Source organism: Nocardia gipuzkoensis, from assembly GCF_021183645.1.
GTDB lineage: Bacteria > Actinomycetota > Actinomycetes > Mycobacteriales > Mycobacteriaceae > Nocardia > Nocardia abscessus.
Genome location: NZ_CP089225.1, coordinates 4,783,757 through 4,802,557, shown reverse-complemented (window position 1 = coordinate 4,802,557; position 18,801 = coordinate 4,783,757). Strand labels below are relative to the sequence as shown.

Annotated in this window: 18 protein-coding genes and 1 pseudogene; 13 read left to right on the top strand and 6 right to left on the bottom strand. The window is 66.6% G+C overall.

Translation table 11 applies throughout. The features are described from left to right. Positions 1-71 precede the first annotated feature (71 nt). The 4 genes and pseudogenes from LTT66_RS21765 to LTT66_RS21750 all read left to right on the top strand — a co-directional run. Entirely contained in the window at positions 72-881 is an 810-nt protein-coding gene (locus LTT66_RS21765) for an alpha/beta fold hydrolase (protein ID WP_233060337.1), read from the top strand. Next, entirely contained in the window at positions 878-2,137 is a 1,260-nt protein-coding gene (locus LTT66_RS21760) for a SpoIIE family protein phosphatase (protein ID WP_233060336.1), read from the top strand. The genes LTT66_RS21765 and LTT66_RS21760 overlap by 4 nt, the downstream gene beginning before the upstream one ends. A gap of 384 nt (positions 2,138-2,521) precedes the next feature. After that, a complete protein-coding gene (locus LTT66_RS21755; RefSeq protein ID WP_233060335.1) occupies positions 2,522-2,839 on the top strand; it encodes a hypothetical protein in 318 nt (105 codons plus the stop codon). A 126-nt stretch (positions 2,840-2,965) separates the two neighbouring features. Beyond that, positions 2,966-3,247 (top strand): annotated as a pseudogene (locus LTT66_RS21750) (type 1 glutamine amidotransferase domain-containing protein); the annotation flags it as partial. A 150-nt stretch (positions 3,248-3,397) separates the two neighbouring features. On the opposite strand, the gene LTT66_RS21745 reads toward LTT66_RS21750, so the two are convergent. From LTT66_RS21745 to LTT66_RS21730, 4 genes are all read right to left on the bottom strand, one after another. Then, a complete protein-coding gene (locus LTT66_RS21745) occupies positions 3,398-3,832 on the bottom strand; it encodes a hypothetical protein (RefSeq protein ID WP_233060334.1) in 435 nt (144 codons plus the stop codon). 17 nt (positions 3,833-3,849) lie between these two features. Beyond that, on the bottom strand, positions 3,850-4,047 hold the full coding sequence (locus tag LTT66_RS21740) for a hypothetical protein (RefSeq protein WP_233060332.1): 198 nt from the start codon (positions 4,045-4,047) through the stop codon (positions 3,850-3,852). A gap of 106 nt (positions 4,048-4,153) precedes the next feature. After that, positions 4,154-4,750 carry a hypothetical protein gene (locus tag LTT66_RS21735; protein ID WP_233060330.1) on the bottom strand — a complete coding sequence of 199 codons (597 nt, stop codon included), beginning with the start codon at positions 4,748-4,750 and terminating at the stop codon, positions 4,154-4,156. Continuing rightward, complete coding sequence (locus LTT66_RS21730) at positions 4,747-7,506, bottom strand: ATP-binding protein (RefSeq protein ID WP_233060328.1); 2,760 nt, start codon at positions 7,504-7,506, stop codon at positions 4,747-4,749. Before LTT66_RS21730 ends, LTT66_RS21735 begins: the two co-directional genes overlap by 4 nt. 245 nt (positions 7,507-7,751) lie before the next feature. On the opposite strand from LTT66_RS21730, the gene sigJ reads away from it, so the two are divergent. From sigJ to LTT66_RS21695, 7 genes are all read left to right on the top strand, one after another. After that, entirely contained in the window at positions 7,752-8,693 is a 942-nt protein-coding gene (gene sigJ / locus LTT66_RS21725) for an RNA polymerase sigma factor SigJ (protein ID WP_233060326.1), read from the top strand. Positions 8,694-8,775: 82 nt separating this feature from the next. Then, positions 8,776-9,963: an NAD(P)/FAD-dependent oxidoreductase gene (locus tag LTT66_RS21720; RefSeq protein ID WP_233060324.1), complete on the top strand. Its 1,188-nt coding sequence runs from the start codon at positions 8,776-8,778 to the stop codon at positions 9,961-9,963. Positions 9,964-10,243: 280 nt separating this feature from the next. After that, positions 10,244-10,459, top strand: coding sequence for a hypothetical protein (locus tag LTT66_RS21715; protein ID WP_233060322.1), 216 nt, complete (start codon positions 10,244-10,246; stop codon positions 10,457-10,459). Positions 10,460-11,202: 743 nt separating this feature from the next. Further along, positions 11,203-11,538 carry a helix-turn-helix domain-containing protein gene (locus LTT66_RS21710; protein WP_197986988.1) on the top strand — a complete coding sequence of 112 codons (336 nt, stop codon included), beginning with the start codon at positions 11,203-11,205 and terminating at the stop codon, positions 11,536-11,538. A 401-nt stretch (positions 11,539-11,939) separates the two neighbouring features. Then, complete coding sequence (locus tag LTT66_RS21705) at positions 11,940-13,415, top strand: hypothetical protein (RefSeq protein ID WP_043736662.1); 1,476 nt, start codon at positions 11,940-11,942, stop codon at positions 13,413-13,415. 126 nt (positions 13,416-13,541) lie between these two features. After that, the gene (gene sbcD / locus LTT66_RS21700) at positions 13,542-15,044 is read left to right on the top strand and encodes an exonuclease subunit SbcD (protein WP_113975353.1); all 1,503 of its coding nucleotides are present in this window, start codon (positions 13,542-13,544) and stop codon (positions 15,042-15,044) included. Positions 15,045-15,099: 55 nt separating this feature from the next. Beyond that, positions 15,100-15,711 carry an AAA family ATPase gene (locus LTT66_RS21695; RefSeq protein ID WP_051047265.1) on the top strand — a complete coding sequence of 204 codons (612 nt, stop codon included), beginning with the start codon at positions 15,100-15,102 and terminating at the stop codon, positions 15,709-15,711. Positions 15,712-15,723: 12 nt separating this feature from the next. On the opposite strand, the gene LTT66_RS21690 is transcribed toward LTT66_RS21695, so the two are convergent. Both LTT66_RS21690 and LTT66_RS21685 read right to left on the bottom strand, forming a co-directional pair. Beyond that, positions 15,724-16,557: a dihydrodipicolinate synthase family protein gene (locus LTT66_RS21690; protein WP_043736659.1), complete on the bottom strand. Its 834-nt coding sequence runs from the start codon at positions 16,555-16,557 to the stop codon at positions 15,724-15,726. Between the two features lie 164 nt (positions 16,558-16,721). Further along, positions 16,722-17,495 carry a class I SAM-dependent methyltransferase gene (locus tag LTT66_RS21685; protein ID WP_043736656.1) on the bottom strand — a complete coding sequence of 258 codons (774 nt, stop codon included), beginning with the start codon at positions 17,493-17,495 and terminating at the stop codon, positions 16,722-16,724. A gap of 112 nt (positions 17,496-17,607) precedes the next feature. Between LTT66_RS21685 and LTT66_RS21680 the strand changes: the two genes are divergently transcribed. Further along, positions 17,608-18,111: an HIT family protein gene (locus LTT66_RS21680; RefSeq protein ID WP_043736653.1), complete on the top strand. Its 504-nt coding sequence runs from the start codon at positions 17,608-17,610 to the stop codon at positions 18,109-18,111. Between the two features lie 237 nt (positions 18,112-18,348). Beyond that, on the top strand, positions 18,349-18,708 hold the full coding sequence (locus tag LTT66_RS21675) for a hypothetical protein (RefSeq protein WP_043736650.1): 360 nt from the start codon (positions 18,349-18,351) through the stop codon (positions 18,706-18,708). Positions 18,709-18,801 lie beyond the last annotated feature (93 nt).

Here is an 18,801-nt window from a genome sequence, read left to right as displayed (position 1 = left end):
GGCGGGCGAACCGGCGGGTGCGGTGTAGCTGGCGGCGGGCATTCGCGCCCGTTTTCTGCGAGGGTGTCTATGTGGAGTTATTGAGCCGGAACCATGTGAGCGTGAGCGGCAAGACCGGTGCGCCGGTGGTGGTACTCGCCCACGGATTCGGATGCGACCAGCAGATGTGGCGGCTGGTGGTGCCGACCCTGGAGCGGGATTTCACCGTCGTGCTGTTCGATCATGTGGGAGCGGGCCGCTCGGATCTGTCGGCGTGGACCCCGCAGCGGTACTCCAGCATGGACGGTTACGTCGAGGACGTGCTGGCGGTTCTCCGCGACCTGGCGCTGGGCCCGGTGGTCTTCGTCGGGCACTCGGTGAGCGCGACGATGGGAGTGCTCGCCGCCGCGCGCGAGCCCGCCGCGTTCGCCGGACTGGTGCTGCTGGCTCCCTCGCCGTGCTTCATCGATGATCCCGCCACCGGATACCGGGGCGGTTTCAGCGCCGCCGACATCGAGGAACTCCTCGAGGCGCTCGATGCGAACTATCTGGGCTGGTCGGGTGCGATGGCGCCGGTCATCATGGGCAACCCGGACCGCCCGGAGCTGGCCGAGGAACTCACCAACAGCTTCTGCCGCACCGACCCGGAGATCGCGCGCGTCTTCGCCCGCGTCACGTTCCTCTCCGACAACCGGGCCGACCTCGGCGCGGTGGGCGTGCCCACGCTGGTTCTGCAATGCTCCGATGACGCTATCGCCCCACCCGAGGTCGGAGCCTTCGTCCACGAGCAGATCCCCGGCAGCAGACTGGTCACGCTCACGGCGACCGGCCACTGCCCCCAGCTCAGCGCTCCGGCGGAGACCGCCGCCGCCATCGCCACCTTCGCCCGCGGGACCGGATGACGAGCGCAGCGGACGACCGCGACGCCGGCTGTGGCCTCGGAGCCGAGCCGGACGACCACGCGGCGTTCGCCGCACTCCTCGAAGACAGCGTCGAGGACCTATACGAGCACGCACCCTGCGGATACCTCTCCACCTCGCTCGACGGCCGCATCGCCAAGGTGAATGCCACGCTGCTCGACTGGCTGGGCTACCGGCGCGAAGAACTGGTCGGCCGCAAACGATTCTCCGAGCTGCTCACCGTGGGCGGCCGCCTCTATCACGAGACCCACTTCGCTCCCCTGCTCCGGATGCAGGGCGAAGTCCGCGGCATCGCCTTGGAGATGAAGACCACCGACGGTCGCCGACTACCCGTGCTGGTGACCTCCCTGGTCAAAACCGGCAGCCAGGGACAGCCGCTACTGATCCGCACCACAGTCTTCGACGCCCGCGAACGCCGCGCCTACGAGACCGAGCTGCTACGGGCACGGCGCGAAGCCGAAGAGGAACGCGAGCGCCTCCAACGCCTGAACGCGGCTCTGCAGGTCACACTGCTACCACCCCAACTGCCCGAGGTTCCCGGCCTCGAGGTCGCCGCGCACTACCACATCGCCTCGGCCGACGAGGTCGGCGGCGACTTCTACGATCTGTTCCCCCTCGACGGCGACACCTGGGGAATGTTCCTCGGCGACGTCTGCGGCAAAGGCGCCCCCGCCGCGGTACTCACTTCAGTGGCCCGCTACACACTGCGCACGGCCACCGCCTACACCCGCGATCCGGCCGCCGTACTCGACACGCTCAACACCACCCTCATCGAGCGGGACCACGGCCACAACCGCCGGTTCTGCACGATCATCTTCGGACTGATCACACCCACTCCGCACCGCGGCGGCTGCGACATCACCCTGGCCGGCGGCGGGCACCCCCCGGCCGTGCTCATACATCCCGACGGCAACGTGGAGGAGATGAACACCCGGGGCGGTCAGCTCATCGGCGCGATCCCGCACGCCCAGATCGTCACCCGCAGCGTCCGGCTCGAAGCCGGGGACACCCTGCTTCTCTACACCGACGGACTCACCGAAGCTCGCACCAGCGCGAACGGTGGACGCTACAGCGACCGAGCTCTCCTCGAATTCGTGCGCGCCCTCGCTCCGGTCACGGCCTCCCGCACCGTCGAAGCGCTCCGAGAATTGCTCGACTCCTTCGGATCCGGGTTGGAAGACGACACGGCCGTCCTGGCCATCCACGCACTGCCTCCACCGCACGGCACCGCACGCTGAGCGGCTGCGATTCGGCCTGATCGATGCGTCCCTGCGGCCGCCGTGCGCCACCGATGCCCTGCTCGCCGAGTTCCTTCGGTTCGAGCATTTCACGATCCTCACTTCGGCTCTCGGGGTGACCCGCCGTCATCGAGGAGATGGAACGCACCGCGCGCCTGTGACATTCGCGTCCCAGCCACGGCTCAGGATCGGCGGGCTACCGCACCACGTCGATGACCTGCCCGAACAGCCCGGCTACACCAGGCGGGTCCGGCCGGGGCGGTGGACTCGGTCCACACCTCCCCCAGGAGGGAGGTGGGCATAATATGAAACGCTCGCGCACCTGAAGGGCTGCTTGCCGCCTCTGCGTGCGCGAGAGCCATTTACCCACACCCTAGGGGAACCATGATCAAGTCGTTGTCCATCGCCGCGGTGCTCTCCGCGGCCGCCGCCGCTCTACTCTTCCTTCCGGCCACACCCGCGCACGCTTCGTCCCCCAGCTGCGCCAAGGCTATCGAGCTGATCAACATCGCGATCGATACAAGCGGCGGCACTCTGGACCCAGCGACGGCGACAGCCCTGTCCGAGCGGCTGACCGGTCTGGCCGATTTTACCCAAGGAGCCGAAAGGGACGCCATCACGGCCTACGCCCACGCGCTGATCGATGACAACGTCACCGAACTCACCCCCTACACCGACGAACTGAATCGCGCCTGCGCCTGACCCGCGCCCAGCGGAAGAGTCCGCGCACTTTTCGGCGTGGAAGCCGACCGTGTTGATGGCATCAACACTCATCAACCCGACACGAAGGCCCCGAACCAGAGCGGTCCGGGGGCTTCGTCAACAACTGCCACGGGTTACTGCGGCCTGCTCAACACCAAGCTCTCCGACGGCACATACCTCGTCGCCGGGCGCAAGCTCACCGGGTTCGCCTGGCAGGAGGAAGTCCTCGCCCGGGTAGCCAAGCTCGTGCCCTACAACGTGGAGGACGAAATAAAGAAGCGCGGCGCCCGCTACGAGAAGGCCAAGCTGCCGTTCGTCTCCTACGCCGTGGTGGACGGGAACCTCGTGACCGGGCAGAACCCCGGCTCGGCCAAGGAAACGGCGAAGAAGGTCGCCGACCTCCTGTGACTCGTCCGGCATTTCCCCGGCCTGGATATCGAGGCCGGGGCCACCGCCATCGACGACGCGGAAGCCCGTGTCCGCGCGGCGGTTCCGGCCGTCCACGACATGTAGATCGAACCGGATCTCTACCGCACGGAACTACGACCGGCGGCGCGCTCAGCGACCCTGGCAGGTGAATCCGACACCCACTCCCCCGCGCCCGGTGCTGTTCGGGGCAATGACCCACACCCAGAACCGCTTCGCCGGCGTCGCCACCGACCCCGAGACCTTCACCACCGTGCTCTCGCCCGGTCCCAGAATTCCGGACGACGGAGTGATCACCACACCCGGCAGCACGGCGCGCCTGAGATCCTGTGCCGCGAAACTGATATCGATATCGTGTGCCGTCGCGTCCCACTCGATCGTTCCGGAACTCGGGGACACCTTGAACTCTGTGACGATATTGTTGCACGACACCCGATCTCGGCCGCTCGTCCCGCGGAAGCTCACCGAGACGATCCCTTCCGGCGACTCGGCCTGAGCGACCGGCACGGCGGCCCCGCTCGCGAGTAAACCGACGGCGGCCGTCGCCACGAGAAAACGTCGCATCATCTCTACTCCCGGCCCGATCAGAGGAGGGCGCAGAGGATGAGGACGACGACAACCGCGACGACCACGGCGGCGATCATCGCCTCGTCATCGGAGTCGTCGCCCCCTCCCGGCGAGTAGTAGGCCCGGGGTGGCGGCACATTGTTCGCCCGGCGCAGCGCGTCCGTCGCCTGCTGGGACGCGTGCCGCGCCACCTCTCCCGGATCGCGGTAGCTCATGACTATCTCCGTTTCAATGGAATCCATCGCCCGTCGAACGGGGCGCACGTCCGACGCTACGGAGACCCGCTGGAGCCCGGAATCGACCGAACTACTCATCCCTTGCTCATTCGCTACTCACCGGCGGTGACAGCTGGGCGTCGAACTCGACCATGGTGACGTCCGGATCCGATATTACTCCAGCGCGTTCGAACGCCGGGTAGAGCCGCTCGGTCAGGAACCGATCGGCGGCCTCGTGGCTGTCCCACAGATCGATGACGTACAGCACGCCCGCCGCGATACCGGCGAGGTGCACGAACTGGCCGGTGACCGGAGCGGCGCCGACCACACTGTCGACCCTGTCGTACTCGGCGGCGGTGATTCCGGGAACCTTCGTAATGCGGAGGTGCACCCGGCGGGGTGGTGCGGCCGACACCGTCATGCGGCCGTCGAACTCCACAGCGGCACTGTCGGGTTCGGGTATCACTCCCGTACGTTCGAATGCCGGGATGAGGCGGTCGGCGACGAAACGGTCGGCGGCGGCCCGGCTGTCCCACACGTCGAGGGTGACCAGGTTGCCGGCGACGAATCCAGCTGCGCTCAGCAGAATGCCGCCGATGGGCTCGCTGCCCATACCGGCGTTCACGGTCTCGAATTGGGCGCATGTGACGGCCGGGGTGGTGATGATTTGGACGAAGGCCGAGACGGCGGCCGCGGTGCTCATTCGTGGCTCGCCTCGCGGGCCGCCCAGACGGCGATCTGGGTGCGCGTCGTGTAGCCGAGTTTTCCCAGGATGTGCTGGACGTGGTTTTGGGCGGTGCGTTCGGAGATCACCAGGGTTCTGGCGATTTCGCGGTTGGTGCGGCCGTCGGCGATGAGGGCGGCGACCTCTCGTTCACGGGGAGAAAGATGTTGTGCGCCCGCACCCTTCAGGAGTGGTTCGAGGCGGGTGACCCAGGGCGGCATATCCAGGGCGCGTGCCGTCGGGAGGGTGCGCTCGGCGAGGGTGCGGGCGGTAACGGTATCGCCGCGGCGCGCGGCGAGCAGGGCGCGTTCGGCCTCCGCCTCGACGGCGAAGCCGGGAGCGCCTATGTCGGTGCAGATTCGGGTGGCGGCGGTGAGGTCGGTATCGGCGGCCTCCCAATCCGAGAGGGCGGCAGCGCATTTGCCCAGCAGGAGTTCGACGGGGCCGAAGTAGTTCGACGCTCCCGCGCTGCTGGTGACGTGATGCCCGCGCCACGACGCGAGCCGCTCGCGGAAGTGCTCGATATCGTCGACCGCGTGCAGCGCGACCGCTATATGGGTGCCGACGGCGAGCGCGTCGAGGGTGAAATATGGTGGCACGGTCCAGTTCCGGGGTGTGCCGGCACGACGGTACAGCTGCTGCGCCTCCGCGGTGCGGCCGAGTTCGAGCAACATGAGGGCGGGTCCGATGAGGCCGAGCAGTTCATTGCGGATATCCGCCCGGCGGGCGGGCGGCAACGAGACCAGGGCCGGCTCGGGGTAGCCATGATGATGGCCGATCGCACCGATCAGCGAGGCGTAGGTGCCGAAGGCGGCGGGATGGTCCAGGGCCGACAACAGCGCGAAGGCGGCGCGGCTCAGGCGCAGCGCGGTGGCGAAGTCGGCGCGCGCCTGGGCGCAGGCGGCCTGTGCGACGAGCAGATGCCAGCGCGCCATCGGGCCACCGACCCGTTCGACGCACCACGCCAGCGCAGCGACGGCTCGGTCGGCCTCGTCGAGTTTGCCGCGCTGCCAATGCGTATCGGCCGCCCACAGCCAGCCGCGCATCTCCACCTCCGGTCGCCGCGCCCCGCGGCCTACTTCGATCATGCGGGCGGCGAGAGATTCCCTTTCTGTGACGTATTCCGGTCCGCTGCAGGCGAGTTGGCGTGCGGCGAGCGCGGCGGCGAAGGCATCCCGGTCGCCCGAGAAGAAGGCATGGCGCAGGGCGGTGGCCGAGATTTTCCGGACCTCATGGTATTCGCCCAGATAGAGCAAGCTTTCGGCCTTTCGGGCCAATACCCTTGCGCACAGGGCGGACTGTTCGTCGGTCAGGCGGGCCAGCGCATCATCGCAGCGGTCGCGCACATCACGATCCCAGCCGCGTTCGCCGATCGGTTCGAGCACGAGCGCGGCTTCGGCCAGCAGTTCCGGATCGTCGAGGCGTCGCGCGACGACGAAGGCCTCCGCGCACACCGGACCCGCCGATTCCAGCCGGCTGCAACGCACGGCGGCCGCGGCCTTCGCGAGCAGCAACCGCACACGATCCACGGAATCGGCCGCGGGTGTGTGACCGAGCGCCTGCCCGTAGAGACGATCGGCTTCCTCATAGGCGAGGCTCGCCGCGGCGTGATCAGCGGCCCGCCGCGCCCAGTGCGCCGCTCTATCCCGGCCACCGGCAATGGCGGCTTCGCCCGCATGCCTTGCCAATTCGGCCAGATGTTCGTCGAGATCGTCGGCATACAGGTCCTCGATCGCCTGGACGGCGCGGCCGTGCAACAGCACCCGTTGATGCAGGGGCAGGACGGACGCGAGCGCCGCGCGCACGATGCCGTGGCTGAAGGTCACCTGGCCTGCCGCGGTGCCCGGCGTGAGCAGGCCCGCGCGAATCGCCTCGTCGGCCATGGGCAGACACTCCATCATCGGGCGTTCGACCAGCCGGGCGGCAATGGCGAGCGGGAATTCCTCACCGAGCAAAGAGGCCGCCGAGAGCAAATGCTGCGTGGCGGCCGACAGCACCGCGACCCGCGTTCCCACCACATCGACCAGCCGGGGCGGCAGCGCGGAAATCTCCGCATCGGGAGTGGACTGCACCATCCGGCCGAGCTCGCGGATGAAGAAGGGATTACCGCCGGTCAGCGCACGCACCGTTCGCGCGAGCGGCTCATCGATCTCGCGATCCGCGAGAACCGCGAGATAGCGACCCGTCTCATCGGTCGAAAAGCCGGGCACCACAATGCTTTCGACCGTCGCCTCGGACATGAGTCGTGGTTTCACCGAACGCCACCCGGGCGATTCCCGGTGCTGCCGCTCTGCCGCGCAAAGCAGTAATCGCCTGCCACGCAACGACCGCACGACATGCAGCAGCGCGACCAGTGACGGCTCATCGGCCCACTGGATATCGTCCACCACCAGCAGTCCGCCGGTGGTATCGGTGATCTCGGCCAGCCTGTCGACGATTCGCTCGAACAGTGCCGCACGGTCGGCGGACCCGTCGCCCTCGATTGCGCCGAGCACCTGGTGCCACAGCCAATAGGGCGGCGCGTCCGGCAATTCCAGCGACCGCGCCCAGAACACCGGCACGCCCCGCCGCTCCGCATCTCGCGCCAGCTCCGTCAACAGCCGGGTCTTACCGATACCCGCCTCACCGGAGCAGACCACCATGTGCGGCCGTCCACTGATCGCCTCGGTCAGTGCCTGCCGGAGCAGAACGAGTTCGGCGGCACGGCCGATCAGTGCAGACCCGCCCACGTGCATAGCAGCAGCGTAAGCACAACGGGCCGCGACCGCTGTTCATTCGAGCCCGCCGCGAACGGTCAGTAGATGGCCAGCCTTCCGGCCCATGACCCAAGACCGTCCGTAACGCCCGAGACGACTGAGCAGGGAAAACTCCCCTGGCAGGCGACACCTGGAGCGCACTCCAGGCAAGCCCGATTTTCGCGTGGATGCGAAGGTCCGGTACGGCTGGACGCGACCGGTGCGCATGGCCGACCATAGCTGACATGTTGCTCACGCGCGAGGCCGATCTGTTCGAAAGCTCCAGGGGCCGCCTGCAGGCGATCGCCTACCGCTTGCTGGGCTCGGCCGGCGACGCCGAGGACGCGGTGCAGGAGACGTATCTGCGCTGGCAGACCGCCGACCGTGCGTACGTGGAGACGCCCGAGGCGTGGCTGACCAAGGTGCTCACCAATCTCTGCCTCAACCAGCTCACCTCGGCCCGCGTGCGCCGGGAAACCTATGTGGGGCAATGGCTTCCGGAGCCGGTGCTGGCCGGCGACCCGATGTTGGGCCCGGCCGACACCGTCGAACAGCGTGAATCGGTGTCGATCGCCATGCTCACGCTCATGGAGCGGCTCACCGCCAAGGAGCGCGTGGTGTACGTGCTGCGCGAGGCCTTCGGCTACTCGCACCACGAGATAGCCGACCTGCTCGACACCACCGAATCCAATTGCCAGCAGGTCTATCGCCGCGCCAAACAGCACTTGGCCGTGGAACGGGCGCGCATCGAGGTGGACGAGGCCGCCGCCCGCCGGATCGTGGAGGAATTCCTGACCGCGGCGGTCAGCGGCCGGACCGACGAGCTGGTGCGGTTACTCACCGATGACGCCGCCATCATCGGCGACGGCGGCGCCTTCTTCGCCACCTTGAACAGGCCGCTCGTCGGCGCCGAGCGCATCGCGCTGTTCGTGCGGCTCGCCATCAAACCCACGGGCGCCAAGTGGGACAAGCTCGGCGGCAAGCCCACGCCGTTCGCCGCGATCGTCAATGGCAGGCCCGCACTGGTCCTGGTGGCCGAGGATCGCATCGTCGGCGTCGTGGTGCTGGAGGTGACCGCCGACGGCATCGCGGCCGTGCACGCCCACGTCAACCCCGACAAGCTGGCGCACGCCAATCGCCAGTGGGCCACGTACGCACCGGGAGCGCCCCTGCCCGATTTATGGTGACCCGCATCACAGTCGACTCCTGTCAGCATTCGTGTGGCTGTCCGGTTCAAGTTCCGAACCCACCGGAGACAGGAGCAACACCATGAAGCACCGCATCGTCGTCCTCGGAGCCGGATACGCCGGAGCCATCACCGCCGGCCGCCTGGCCAAGCGACTGCACCGCGACGACGTCGAGATCACCCTGGTCAACGCCGATCCCGACTTCGTCGAACGGATCCGCCTGCACCAGCTCGCCGCCGGCCGGGACCTGCCGGTCCGCCCACTGCGGAAGATATTCGCGGGCACCGGCGTCGAGGTGCGCATCGCATGGGTCGATTCGGTCGACGCGGACCGCAAGACCGTCGAACTGATCGGCGAGCAGGGGGCCGAAACCCTCGCCTACGACGTACTCGTCTACGCCCTCGGCAGCACCGTCGCCGATTTCGGCGTGCCCGGCGTCGTCGAGCACGCCCACCAGGTGGCGAGCAAGCAGGCCGCGCTGCGGCTGCGGGAACGCCTGAACCAGCTGCGGGCGAACGAAACCGTGCTGATCGTGGGCGGCGGCCTGACCAGCATCGAGATCGCCACCGAGATCGCCGAGGCGCGCCCGGATCTGAAGGTCGCCATGGCCGCGCGCGGCGGTGTCGGCGACTGGCTCGACGAGAAGGCGCAGAGCCACCTGCGCGGCGCGTTCGAACGCTTCGGTATCACCGTCCACGAGCACGCCGACGTCACCCGCGTCACCGAAGATGGTGTGACCACCCGGTCGGGCGCGGACATCCTCGCGCAAATGACCATCTGGACAGCGGGATTCGCCGTGCACCCGATCGCGGCCGCCAGCACGCTCACCGTCTCCGAGGCGGGGCGGATCGTCGTCGACGCCACCCAGCGCTCGGTCTCGCACCCGGACGTGTACGCCGTCGGCGATGCCGCGCACGCCGCGGGAGTGGGAGGCAAGACGTTGCGCATGGGCTGCGCCACCGCCACTCCCATGGCCTGGCTGGGTGCCGACGCCATTGCCGCCCGGCTGACCGGACGGGCAGTCCCCGATGCCCCGATCGGCTACAACAGCCAGTGCATCAGCCTCGGCCGCCGCGATGCGGTCGTGCAGAAGGTGACCAAGGAGGATCAGCCGACCTCGAAGGTAGACGTGGGCCGCAAGGGCGCGCGCGTGAAGGAGCTGATCTGCAAGGCCACCGTGTGGAGCGTCAACCACCCGACCCTGATGGTGCCGAGCCGGCGTCGCCGGGTCGTCGAGACCGGCGCGACGGCTCCGGTCGCGACCGCCTGAGCGCGGGTGCGGAACCGGCACAGGCCCGCCCCAGCCGGAACGAGCTGGGGCGGACCGAGATGCAGCAGGACGATCAGTGCGCCTGCGCGGAACCTTGTTTCGGCAGCGTCGAACGCCACCGCGTCAATCACGGACTCTGTGCCCAGAGCCCCGCGACGACCTGGCTTCGACCAATCACTGAGTTCTGCACCCTTGATTCGAGGACAACACAATTCGGGTCATGCGTGGTAAGGGGTTGCCGATTAGGTTCGGCCGTCTACCCGATGCACGAGGAGTTCGAATGTTCGCAGTACGTGGATTTGCCGCCGCCCTGATCGGTGCCGCAACCCTGGCCGGTGCTGGGGCGGCCGCCGCGGAGCCGTTGCCGCTCGAACCGCAGGCGCCCGCACCGGCCGTGTCGGTCGCAGGGAGCTGTGGTGGTATCACCGACCCGTTCGTGGCGCTGGTCTGCGCGATCAGCAGCCTGTCAGGCGGAGGCGGCACGGCCGCTCGATGAGCGGCCGTGAAGTCGGCTCAGCCGAATAAGCCGCGCACGAACGGCGCCGAGTTCGGCAGGACGCGTTCACTGCCGAACCAGCCGAGTGGAAGCTGAGCGCGCACAACGAACTTGCCGCGGTATCGCGGGTGATCGGGTTGTCGAGACGCCGACTCATGCTGAACAGAGTTCTGAGCGCGGGCCCGATCTCGGCATACGATCTCGACTCCGGGATGGGTACGCGGCCACGCCGCGAGCGTGTCGGCGGTGCGGTCGGTGAGCGCGTCGACCGGTCGCCGGGTTTGTCGGCCCCGCACATGCGGGGATGGTCCAACACTGGGACGCAGCAGATCAGCTAAGTCGTCGTTGCCCCGCGTACGCGGGCCACAGGAGCACGGATTCGTTTCGCCACCAAAGCTGCATGCCGGACGAAGCAAGCCCAACCGGTCGATCCAAACAACACTGACCGACAGCCACCACGAACCAGCATCTTTCTCAAGGTCACTCGTAGGCGGCAGAACCTACACGGGTGATGCCCACAGCCGAAACGAAATACCAAACCGTGGGGTTTTCGTGGGGTCGGGCCAAATAAAACAGGTCAGGATCGGTGCAATACCGGTCCTGACCTGCCATTTTAGGTGGACCTTGGGGGACCTTACTACAACCCTAAAAGCGCAGGTAGAAGCCCTGAAACGCAGGCGGAAGCCCTGGAAAACCTGATCCAGAAGCTACCCGACCCCACAACATCGGCCCCACCGCCTGTGGTGAGAATCAGACCCCGGCGGGCACGGCAACTCGACGCCGATGAAGTCGCGGAGCTGATCACCGGCTACCAGGCCGGAGCAACCGTGTATGAACTGGCTGCCCGATTCGGTATCGAACGGCGCACAGTCAGCAATATCCTCCACCGACACGAGGTACCGATGCGCCGCCGCGGGCTGTCCCCCGACCAGGTCGACACCGCCATCCATCTCTACAAGCTCGGCTGGTCACTCGCCCGGGTCGGCAACCATCTCGACGTCAACCACACCACCGTCCTGACGGCACTTCGTCGGCGCGGAATACCCACGCGGGATCCTCATGGGAGAGCGCGAGTGTAATCGGTGGCTACGCTATCGCCTCGTAAGGAGAGGTGTTCCGAGACTGCGGCCCGGATGACCGGTCGGTGGCGGATCGTGGCGATGAGCCCCTGGGGTAGAGATGCCATCGGCCGATGGAGCCGGGCTTTATCGAATGAGACGCGGACGGCCCGGCCAGCTCCGATTCATCGCCGTCCGCGGCTGGTTCGACGGCCGCCGGGCCCCGCCGGAGCACGGCGACCGCCGACGAGAAACCAGAACAGGCGGCTGGCCGAACCACCACCAGGCCGACCCGCTACACCGGGCGCTGTCATCGAAACAGATGTAGCGCCGGACTGCCGTGGCGGGAGAGACTTTCGGCGTGACCGGCACTGAGGGGCTGGTACTGCCCCACGACGCGCCGGAGCATCGCTTCATGAGGTATGTCCGTGCACCACATGGCGAGCATCGGCCGTTGTATCCACTCGTCCCGGCGACGCGGCCCGCTGCGAGTCGGCCTGGATCTGTCGACCCTGGGGGCCGAGCCGCCCGATATCGCCGACTTCGTATCGGTGCTGCGACGGCGCCCGGAAATCGAGCCCGCGTTCCTCGTATTCGGCGAGCAACACGACGATCTGACCGAACCGTGGAGGCAGCGCCTCGATTGCGCGATCGTGCATGTCGTGGACTATCACAGCTTCGGCGAACTGGAAAAGATCGCCGACGCGTCGCAGGTCTGGGTGACCACCTACACCGCAGGCGAGCAGACCTTCGGCGGCTGGTGCCCGTTCTTCGGCGTCTACGCCAACCTCGACGCCCTACAGTCGGCAGAATCCGACCTCACCGAGGAAGACCGCTACCGCGCCGCAGCGCTGGCGGCCGTGGCCCTCAAACTCGGGCTAGACGTTGTGGTGACCGAGGCGCCGACCGCGGGCCGACCCGAAGTCGCCGACAACGATATCGCCGCCATGATCACCCCTCCCGACCTGCTACCGATATTCGGTCACTATCTGCGCATGACGGGAAACCTGAGCCTGCGGTACAACCGAACGGGCGTCATCGTCTACGACGATCTGCGCGCCGGATCGGTCAGCGGGGTCTACCACATCGGGATCGAGAGCCACATCCCGCATCTTCGCCACCTGATGGTGGCCGCCCTGATGGGCAGGCACACCGATGTCGTCTCCGACCTCGGCTCGATCTCGGCACGGGCCCAGCGCGCGCTGCGCGCGCTCGACGAGTTGCTGGCCGCACTGTCGACCCACAACGGGCCGCACACACCTACCGCCGATACCACCGAGCGGGTCAGCGAGGCATTCGACCGCGAACTGCTCTACCTGACCGCAGTATTCGACACATTCGGCCGACTGTTCAGACGGCTGCACGACGGCCGGGGACCGAAGAGGAACGAACCCAAGAGCCTGCACTCTCTGCCCCTAATCACCAGCCACATCGTCGAGAAATACGCCGCCGGTGAGATCGTGGACCGGATCGTCGAATACAGAACCTACGCCTACATCACCTCGACACTGCGCAACTACATCCATGAGGCCGTACTGCCGACTGGGCCGGTACCGAGCCGTGGATACGGCAGCGCTACCACCATCGCCGTAAACCTCGACCTGCTCGACGACGTGAAACTCACCCAGCAACAGGTCGCCAAACTCGGCGTCTGGAAGGCCAGCACCACGGTCCTGTCGGCCGAACCGACGACCGTCGGCGACTTGGCCACCTTCGCGGTCACCTTGATGACCACGGCGCTCGCCTACGTCGACACAGTGATCGAATTGATCCTGTTCCACCACCCCACCGACCCCACCGCAGACGCCCACCCACTCCTCGGATGCGCGCCAAAAGACCTCCATATACCCGAGCCACGCCCGGACGAATTGCTCATCCGCAGCTACTTCGGCTGGTAATCGGAGCAGCGAAACGGCCGGCGCCTGCCGCACGAAGGCCCACCGCTGGAACTCCTTGCGGGTACCCCTGGGCACTGTGACCCCGGTCCGCGAGAGTTGTCAGTGGCGCGGAATATCCTGTCGCGCATGCGGATCCTGCACACGTCCGACTGGCATATCGGGTTCCGGATGCGTGGCATGCCCTTGCTGGCCGCTCAGCGGGTCATACTCGTCGGGGAGATCCCAGCACTCGTAGAGGAGTGGGAAGTCGATCTCGTGGTCGTCGCTGGCGATATATACGACAGAACCGATCCATCTGAGGCCGAGGTTGCTGTGTGTCAGGACGCGTTCGCCGCGATCCGAGCTGCTGGCGCGCAGCTGCTGATAATAGCAGGTAACCATGACTCACCGATCCGTCTGGGAGCCGGAGCAGTGTTCTCTGCCGCAGGCGGGTTGCACTTGGTGACCAGCGTGGCCGGCATCGGCAGGCCGGTGTTGTTCGACGACGAGCACGGGTCTGTCGCGGTGTACGGGGTTCCATGTCTGCAGTTCACTGGATCCGCGCTCGGTTGTGGTGCGGGCCGGTCGCACGCCGATCGCTGGCTTACCGCGATGACGCGAGTGCGTGCGGACCTGGCGGGCCGTCCGGAAGCGCGTTCGGTGGTGGTCGGTCATGTTCCAGTGGCCGACCCCACCGAACGCGGTCCGGAACGGTTGCGGGTCGGTAGCCGTCACACGGTCCCGGTCGAGGTGTTCGCCGGAATCGACTATGTCGCGCTCGGTGACCTACACTGGCCGCACGCGGTCTCCCGCGCGGTCCGCTACTCGGGCTCGCCTCTGCCCTATGTCTACGACTTCGGCCCGCGGCCCATCGATTTCGACCCGCCGAAATCGGTCTGCATGATCGACCTCGGCGCAGACGGGCTGACCTCGACCACCGAAGTCCCTCTACTCATGCCGTCTGGACTGGTCCGGGTCGAAGGCACCCTCACCGAGCTCACGGCCGCCACGCGGTCGCTGGACTACGTGCACGCAACGCTGACAGACGCCTTTCGGCCATCCGGGGCATGGAAGCAGCTACGCAGGCGGTTCCCGTTCCTGGTTCGCGCGGAATGGGTCGATCCCGTCACCGCGAGCGTGACTCCACTTCATCCTGATGAAGCCGAACCACACGCGTCCCTCGCCACAAGCATGCCTGTGACCGGCGAGCTTTGGCGCGGGTTCTACGGCGAAATGGACCAGCCGTGCCTACGCTGCGGCGCGCACCCTGGACGCCCCTGCTTCCAGATTCGCAGCGCCATCGGCGCCTCGACCATCAACACCTTCCATCGCGAACGCGGACTCGACGCCGCCGAACTGGCTCGGCTCGGCTATCAACCCTACGAGGTCGACGACCACGGCACCCACCGCCAGCTGTGGCGCACCGAAAGCCAGTGGCCAGTACACCGGGACGGCTGCCACACCCTACCGCCGACGCCGGCCGAACGGCCCGGCCTTGCCGAAGGTCGCCCGAACCGTCTTGGGATCTGCGCCGCACCGGGGTGCGCGGCGCCACTGAAACAGCGCCGCGGTGGCAGACCAGCACTGTACTGCTCCGGCAAATGCCGTGTTCGCGCCCACCGCGCACGCACACCGGTTCCCGCAACGTGACCAGCACGCGGCTTGAATTCGCCAGCGCAAGCAAGTGTGATGGAGTCCATCGGTGATGAAAGAACAGCAGTCGACGTCCCTGGCCGCCCTGGTCTGCGAGCAGCTCGACCAGGCGGCGGCACCGATCCGGAGCACTGGTGCGATGGTGATTTGCGGATTCCCCGCATCAGGCAAGTCCTCGGCCGCGCGGTGGCTCGCCGCGGGGATGGGCGCGGTCGTGTTGGACAAGGACACACTCGCACCGGCGTTGGAGGAGTCGGTAATGACGCGGCTGACCGGCGATCCGTTCGATCGCGATTCCGACACCTACCGCGAGGTCGTTGCGCCGGGCATCTACGACAGCCTCATCCGTACCGGCCTGACCGTGGCCACCCACCACCCGGTGGTGCTGGACGCACCGTTCCTGTCGACCATGCGTGCGGCAGGCGCCGCAGGACTTCCGTTGGGAGTTTTCATGCGACAGCACACCGAAGCTGAGGCGGACCTGCCGGTCGTGACCGTGTGGATAGACTCGCCCACCGAACAGGTTCGACAGCGGATGATCGCACGGGGTTCTGCCCGCGACGCACCCAAGTTGGCGGACTGGACTGGGTATCGGTCCGGTGTTCTCGATTCCGGAGTTCGGGAACTGGCCCGCACAGTGTGCGATCTCGTGATCGAAAACTGAACCGGATTCTGATCAGTACGCCGGGTTGTCACGGTGGAGTAGCGGAAGTATCGATCTCATGACCGTGTGGATCTCTCGCGCATGTTCGGGTGATGCTGAGGTCAGCGGTGGCCGGACTAGGGTCGGGAACCCGGGCAGCCGGGTCGACACCGCGGCTTTGGCGAAGGCGACATCGCTGATGGGTAGTCGTTTACGGGCGTCGGTGTAGCGGTCGAATTCGTGTTGCCGGGCCTGGGCACGCTCGATGTCACCGGCCGCCACCGCCGCTGCGACCGCTACCGGCAGCTCCGCGACCGGCCCTCCGGCGCCGGTGACCACCCCGGCCGCCCCGATCTCCGCGATCCGGGCCCCGATCCGGTCGTCACCGAGATACACCCGGAAGTCGGGGCCGATCTGCTGATACTCGTAGGTCAATGAGCGGTCCTTCCCGGAGTCTTTGATCCCGGTCAGCTGCGGAAACTCTCCGGCCAGCTGCGCGGCGAGCCGCGGTGGGATTGGTGCCTGGGTGTGGCGTGGGAAGTTGTACAGCAGTGTCGGGCGCAGGCAGTGCGGCAACACTGCGCGGAAGTAGGCCCCGATCCCGGTTTCGGCAGCCTCGGCGAAGAAGAACGGGTTCATCACCGCCAGCGCATCGGCGAAGTCGCTGGCGTGGCGCGCCAATTCCACGGCATCACCGACCGCGCATGCACCCACGTGCACGACCAGGACACCGCTCCACCTGCTTCGGCAGTGCTCGGCGACCTGGATCCGCTCGCGCACCGTCAGACTGGCGAATTCCCCGGTGGTTCCGTTGACCAGGACCGTCTCGACACCCGCAGCCCCAATCAGATCCAGATAGTCGCTCAACGCCGAAAGATCCAGGTGACCGCCACGTTGGTACGGCGTTACCGTAGCGACAATCGGACAGGAGAAGGATTCGGTCACGGCCCCCAGCCTCCCACGCTCTCCGCAGCGCATCGTGCGGACGAGAGGCTCGGCGAACGCCTCGGGACGTACGCCGTGCGGAGCATCTACTGTGCGCGGGCTGCGATGAGGTGGAAGAACCGTGCGGTATGGGTGTACGGAGCGCGGTGGGACAAGGTGAGTTCCAGCCGCTCGAGCTTGCTGTAGAAATCCGGGTCGGACTTGCGGGAGTCGTCGACGATGAGGTCGCAGACACAGCGGATGCCGTACCTCCCGATAACGCTCAGCTCCGCCGTGCGCAGGTCCGCCGCGACCCGGTCGGCATAGCAGGCGTGAGTTCTGGTGTCGTACGCGCCGCTGTACCGGGTGGGGCTATCCAGCAGCCACAGTGCTTCGTCCAGATCCAGGCCACGCACCGCACTCAGCAGTGGGTCGGTGTCAGCGTTGGGTGCTATCAGCGACAGCACCCCAGCCGGCCGAAGCTGGTCCGCCAGCATGGTTGCGGTGCGTTCCCTCTCCGGAAGGTACTGAAGCACGTTATGCAGTAGCACGACATCGAAGCCGTCGGTGCCCAGCGTGGCGCCGAGGGAGTCGATATCGGCCGGGTATGTGGTGATGTGGTCGCGGACGCCACGCTCGGAGGCGATCGTGTTCGCTTCGGCGAGGGACTGGGGTGAGGGGTCGGCGATGGTGACGTGGTGTCCGCGTCGAGCGAGTTCAACCGCTTCCACACCATTGCCACCACCGACATCGAGGATCTCCAGTCCTCGCTCGGCGGGCAGGTGCCGGACAAGGTTCGCCATCGCCACCGTGTACCGCAGCCTGCCCCATGGGCTGGCCTGCCATTGCTGGAACTCGCCCAACTTGTCGTCGAACATCATTGATTCAGCTCCTTCTGCTCACCGCGACCACCCCGATCAGGCGGCACCGCGCCGCGTAATTATCGTGCCGTTCCGGCGCCTTCGTGAGCAGGATCGGCGCAGAATCGTTGTCATGGAACGCATCTCGTTCGACATCGACGACTATGAACGGCGGGTTCGCTCGAAACCGTGCTTCATCTGCGCCATCGTCGCGGGACAGCACGACTCGAAGCTTGAGCAGATCGTTGCTGAGGACGATGAGAACATCGCGTTCCTGTCCCGGTATCCGACCCTGCCCGGCTACGTGCTCGTTTCGCCGAAACATCACCATGAGCATGTGGTTGACGACCTGGACGAAGACGAATATCTGCGACTGATGAGAATGGTTCGCCGCGTTGGGAGAGCACTGCAAACGGTGGTCCCCACCGAACGGCTATATATCGCCAGTCTCGGCAGCCAACAGGGCAACGCTCACCTCCACTGGCACGTTGCCGCCCTACCACCTGGAGTGCCCTACCGCGAACAGCAATTCCATGCCCTGATGGCGGAAAACGGAATACTGTCCTGGTCTCTGGAGCAGGCAGTCGAACTCGCCGGCCTCATCCGCGCCGCCTTGGCTGCCGACGGCACGAACTGAACCACCATGCGTCGAAGAATTCATATCCGCAGGTAGCTGAGTAACCGCCAAGTGTAGGACCAATCCCTAAATTGTTTTCCGATGGACTCGCGAAAAATATTGCTGTGGAAATCTTTTCGCTGAATTACCTATTGATGGTCTCCGGGCGCACATATAGCGTCGTATCCGCCAGAATTGAGACGCCCCGGCTGGTGGGCCAACACCAGACCGGGGCAGGTACGGAGAAAGGGCTCCGCAATGCAAAGTGTAATCATCTCGGTCGGGTCCGAGGTCGAAGTCGAGGCACCATACGACCGCCGTTTCCACGACGCGGCGGACGAACTCGGTGGCACACCCACCTCGGATGGTGAAGCGTGGCGCTTCTCCCGCAACGACGAAGAACGTGTCCGCCAACTATGCAGCACAATCTTCGGAGAAGACCAGGGCACGACCCCGGCGACGGACCAGCCGCTCGACCGCTCCGAAGTCGGCACCAGCGAGGCTTCGGAACTGCCTGTTGTGAGCACCCATCAACGGCGGGCGGACCTGCTCGACCGTCTCGACATGCTGCTCGACGAGGTCGCTGAGGTACATACCGCCCTGCAAGCGCTGAAGTAGGGGCTGGCCTGCCACACAGAAATCAGAGGGCTTCGACCGGTGGCCGATCAATCCACCGGCCATCGGTCGTCGGCTCTCTTCTGATGCTTCGTG

Bases quoted from the DNA above. Each gene is read 5' to 3' on its own strand.
- LTT66_RS21760 (WP_233060336.1), top strand. From the start codon at position 878: ATGACGAGCGCAGCGGACGACCGCGACGCCGGCTGTGGCCTCGGAGCC.
- LTT66_RS21755 (WP_233060335.1), top strand. From the start codon at position 2,522: ATGATCAAGTCGTTGTCCATCGCCGCGGTGCTCTCCGCGGCCGCCGCC.
- LTT66_RS21745 (WP_233060334.1), bottom strand. From the start codon at position 3,832: ATGATGCGACGTTTTCTCGTGGCGACGGCCGCCGTCGGTTTACTCGCG.
- LTT66_RS21740 (WP_233060332.1), bottom strand. From the start codon at position 4,047: ATGAGCTACCGCGATCCGGGAGAGGTGGCGCGGCACGCGTCCCAGCAG.
- LTT66_RS21735 (WP_233060330.1), bottom strand. From the start codon at position 4,750: ATGAGCACCGCGGCCGCCGTCTCGGCCTTCGTCCAAATCATCACCACC.
- LTT66_RS21730 (WP_233060328.1), bottom strand. From the start codon at position 7,506: ATGCACGTGGGCGGGTCTGCACTGATCGGCCGTGCCGCCGAACTCGTT.
- sigJ (WP_233060326.1), top strand. From the start codon at position 7,752: ATGTTGCTCACGCGCGAGGCCGATCTGTTCGAAAGCTCCAGGGGCCGC.
- LTT66_RS21720 (WP_233060324.1), top strand. From the start codon at position 8,776: ATGAAGCACCGCATCGTCGTCCTCGGAGCCGGATACGCCGGAGCCATC.
- LTT66_RS21715 (WP_233060322.1), top strand. From the start codon at position 10,244: ATGTTCGCAGTACGTGGATTTGCCGCCGCCCTGATCGGTGCCGCAACC.
- LTT66_RS21705 (WP_043736662.1), top strand. From the start codon at position 11,940: ATGTCCGTGCACCACATGGCGAGCATCGGCCGTTGTATCCACTCGTCC.
- sbcD (WP_113975353.1), top strand. From the start codon at position 13,542: ATGCGGATCCTGCACACGTCCGACTGGCATATCGGGTTCCGGATGCGT.
- LTT66_RS21695 (WP_051047265.1), top strand. From the start codon at position 15,100: ATGAAAGAACAGCAGTCGACGTCCCTGGCCGCCCTGGTCTGCGAGCAG.
- LTT66_RS21685 (WP_043736656.1), bottom strand. From the start codon at position 17,495: ATGATGTTCGACGACAAGTTGGGCGAGTTCCAGCAATGGCAGGCCAGC.
- LTT66_RS21680 (WP_043736653.1), top strand. From the start codon at position 17,608: ATGGAACGCATCTCGTTCGACATCGACGACTATGAACGGCGGGTTCGC.
- LTT66_RS21675 (WP_043736650.1), top strand. From the start codon at position 18,349: ATGCAAAGTGTAATCATCTCGGTCGGGTCCGAGGTCGAAGTCGAGGCA.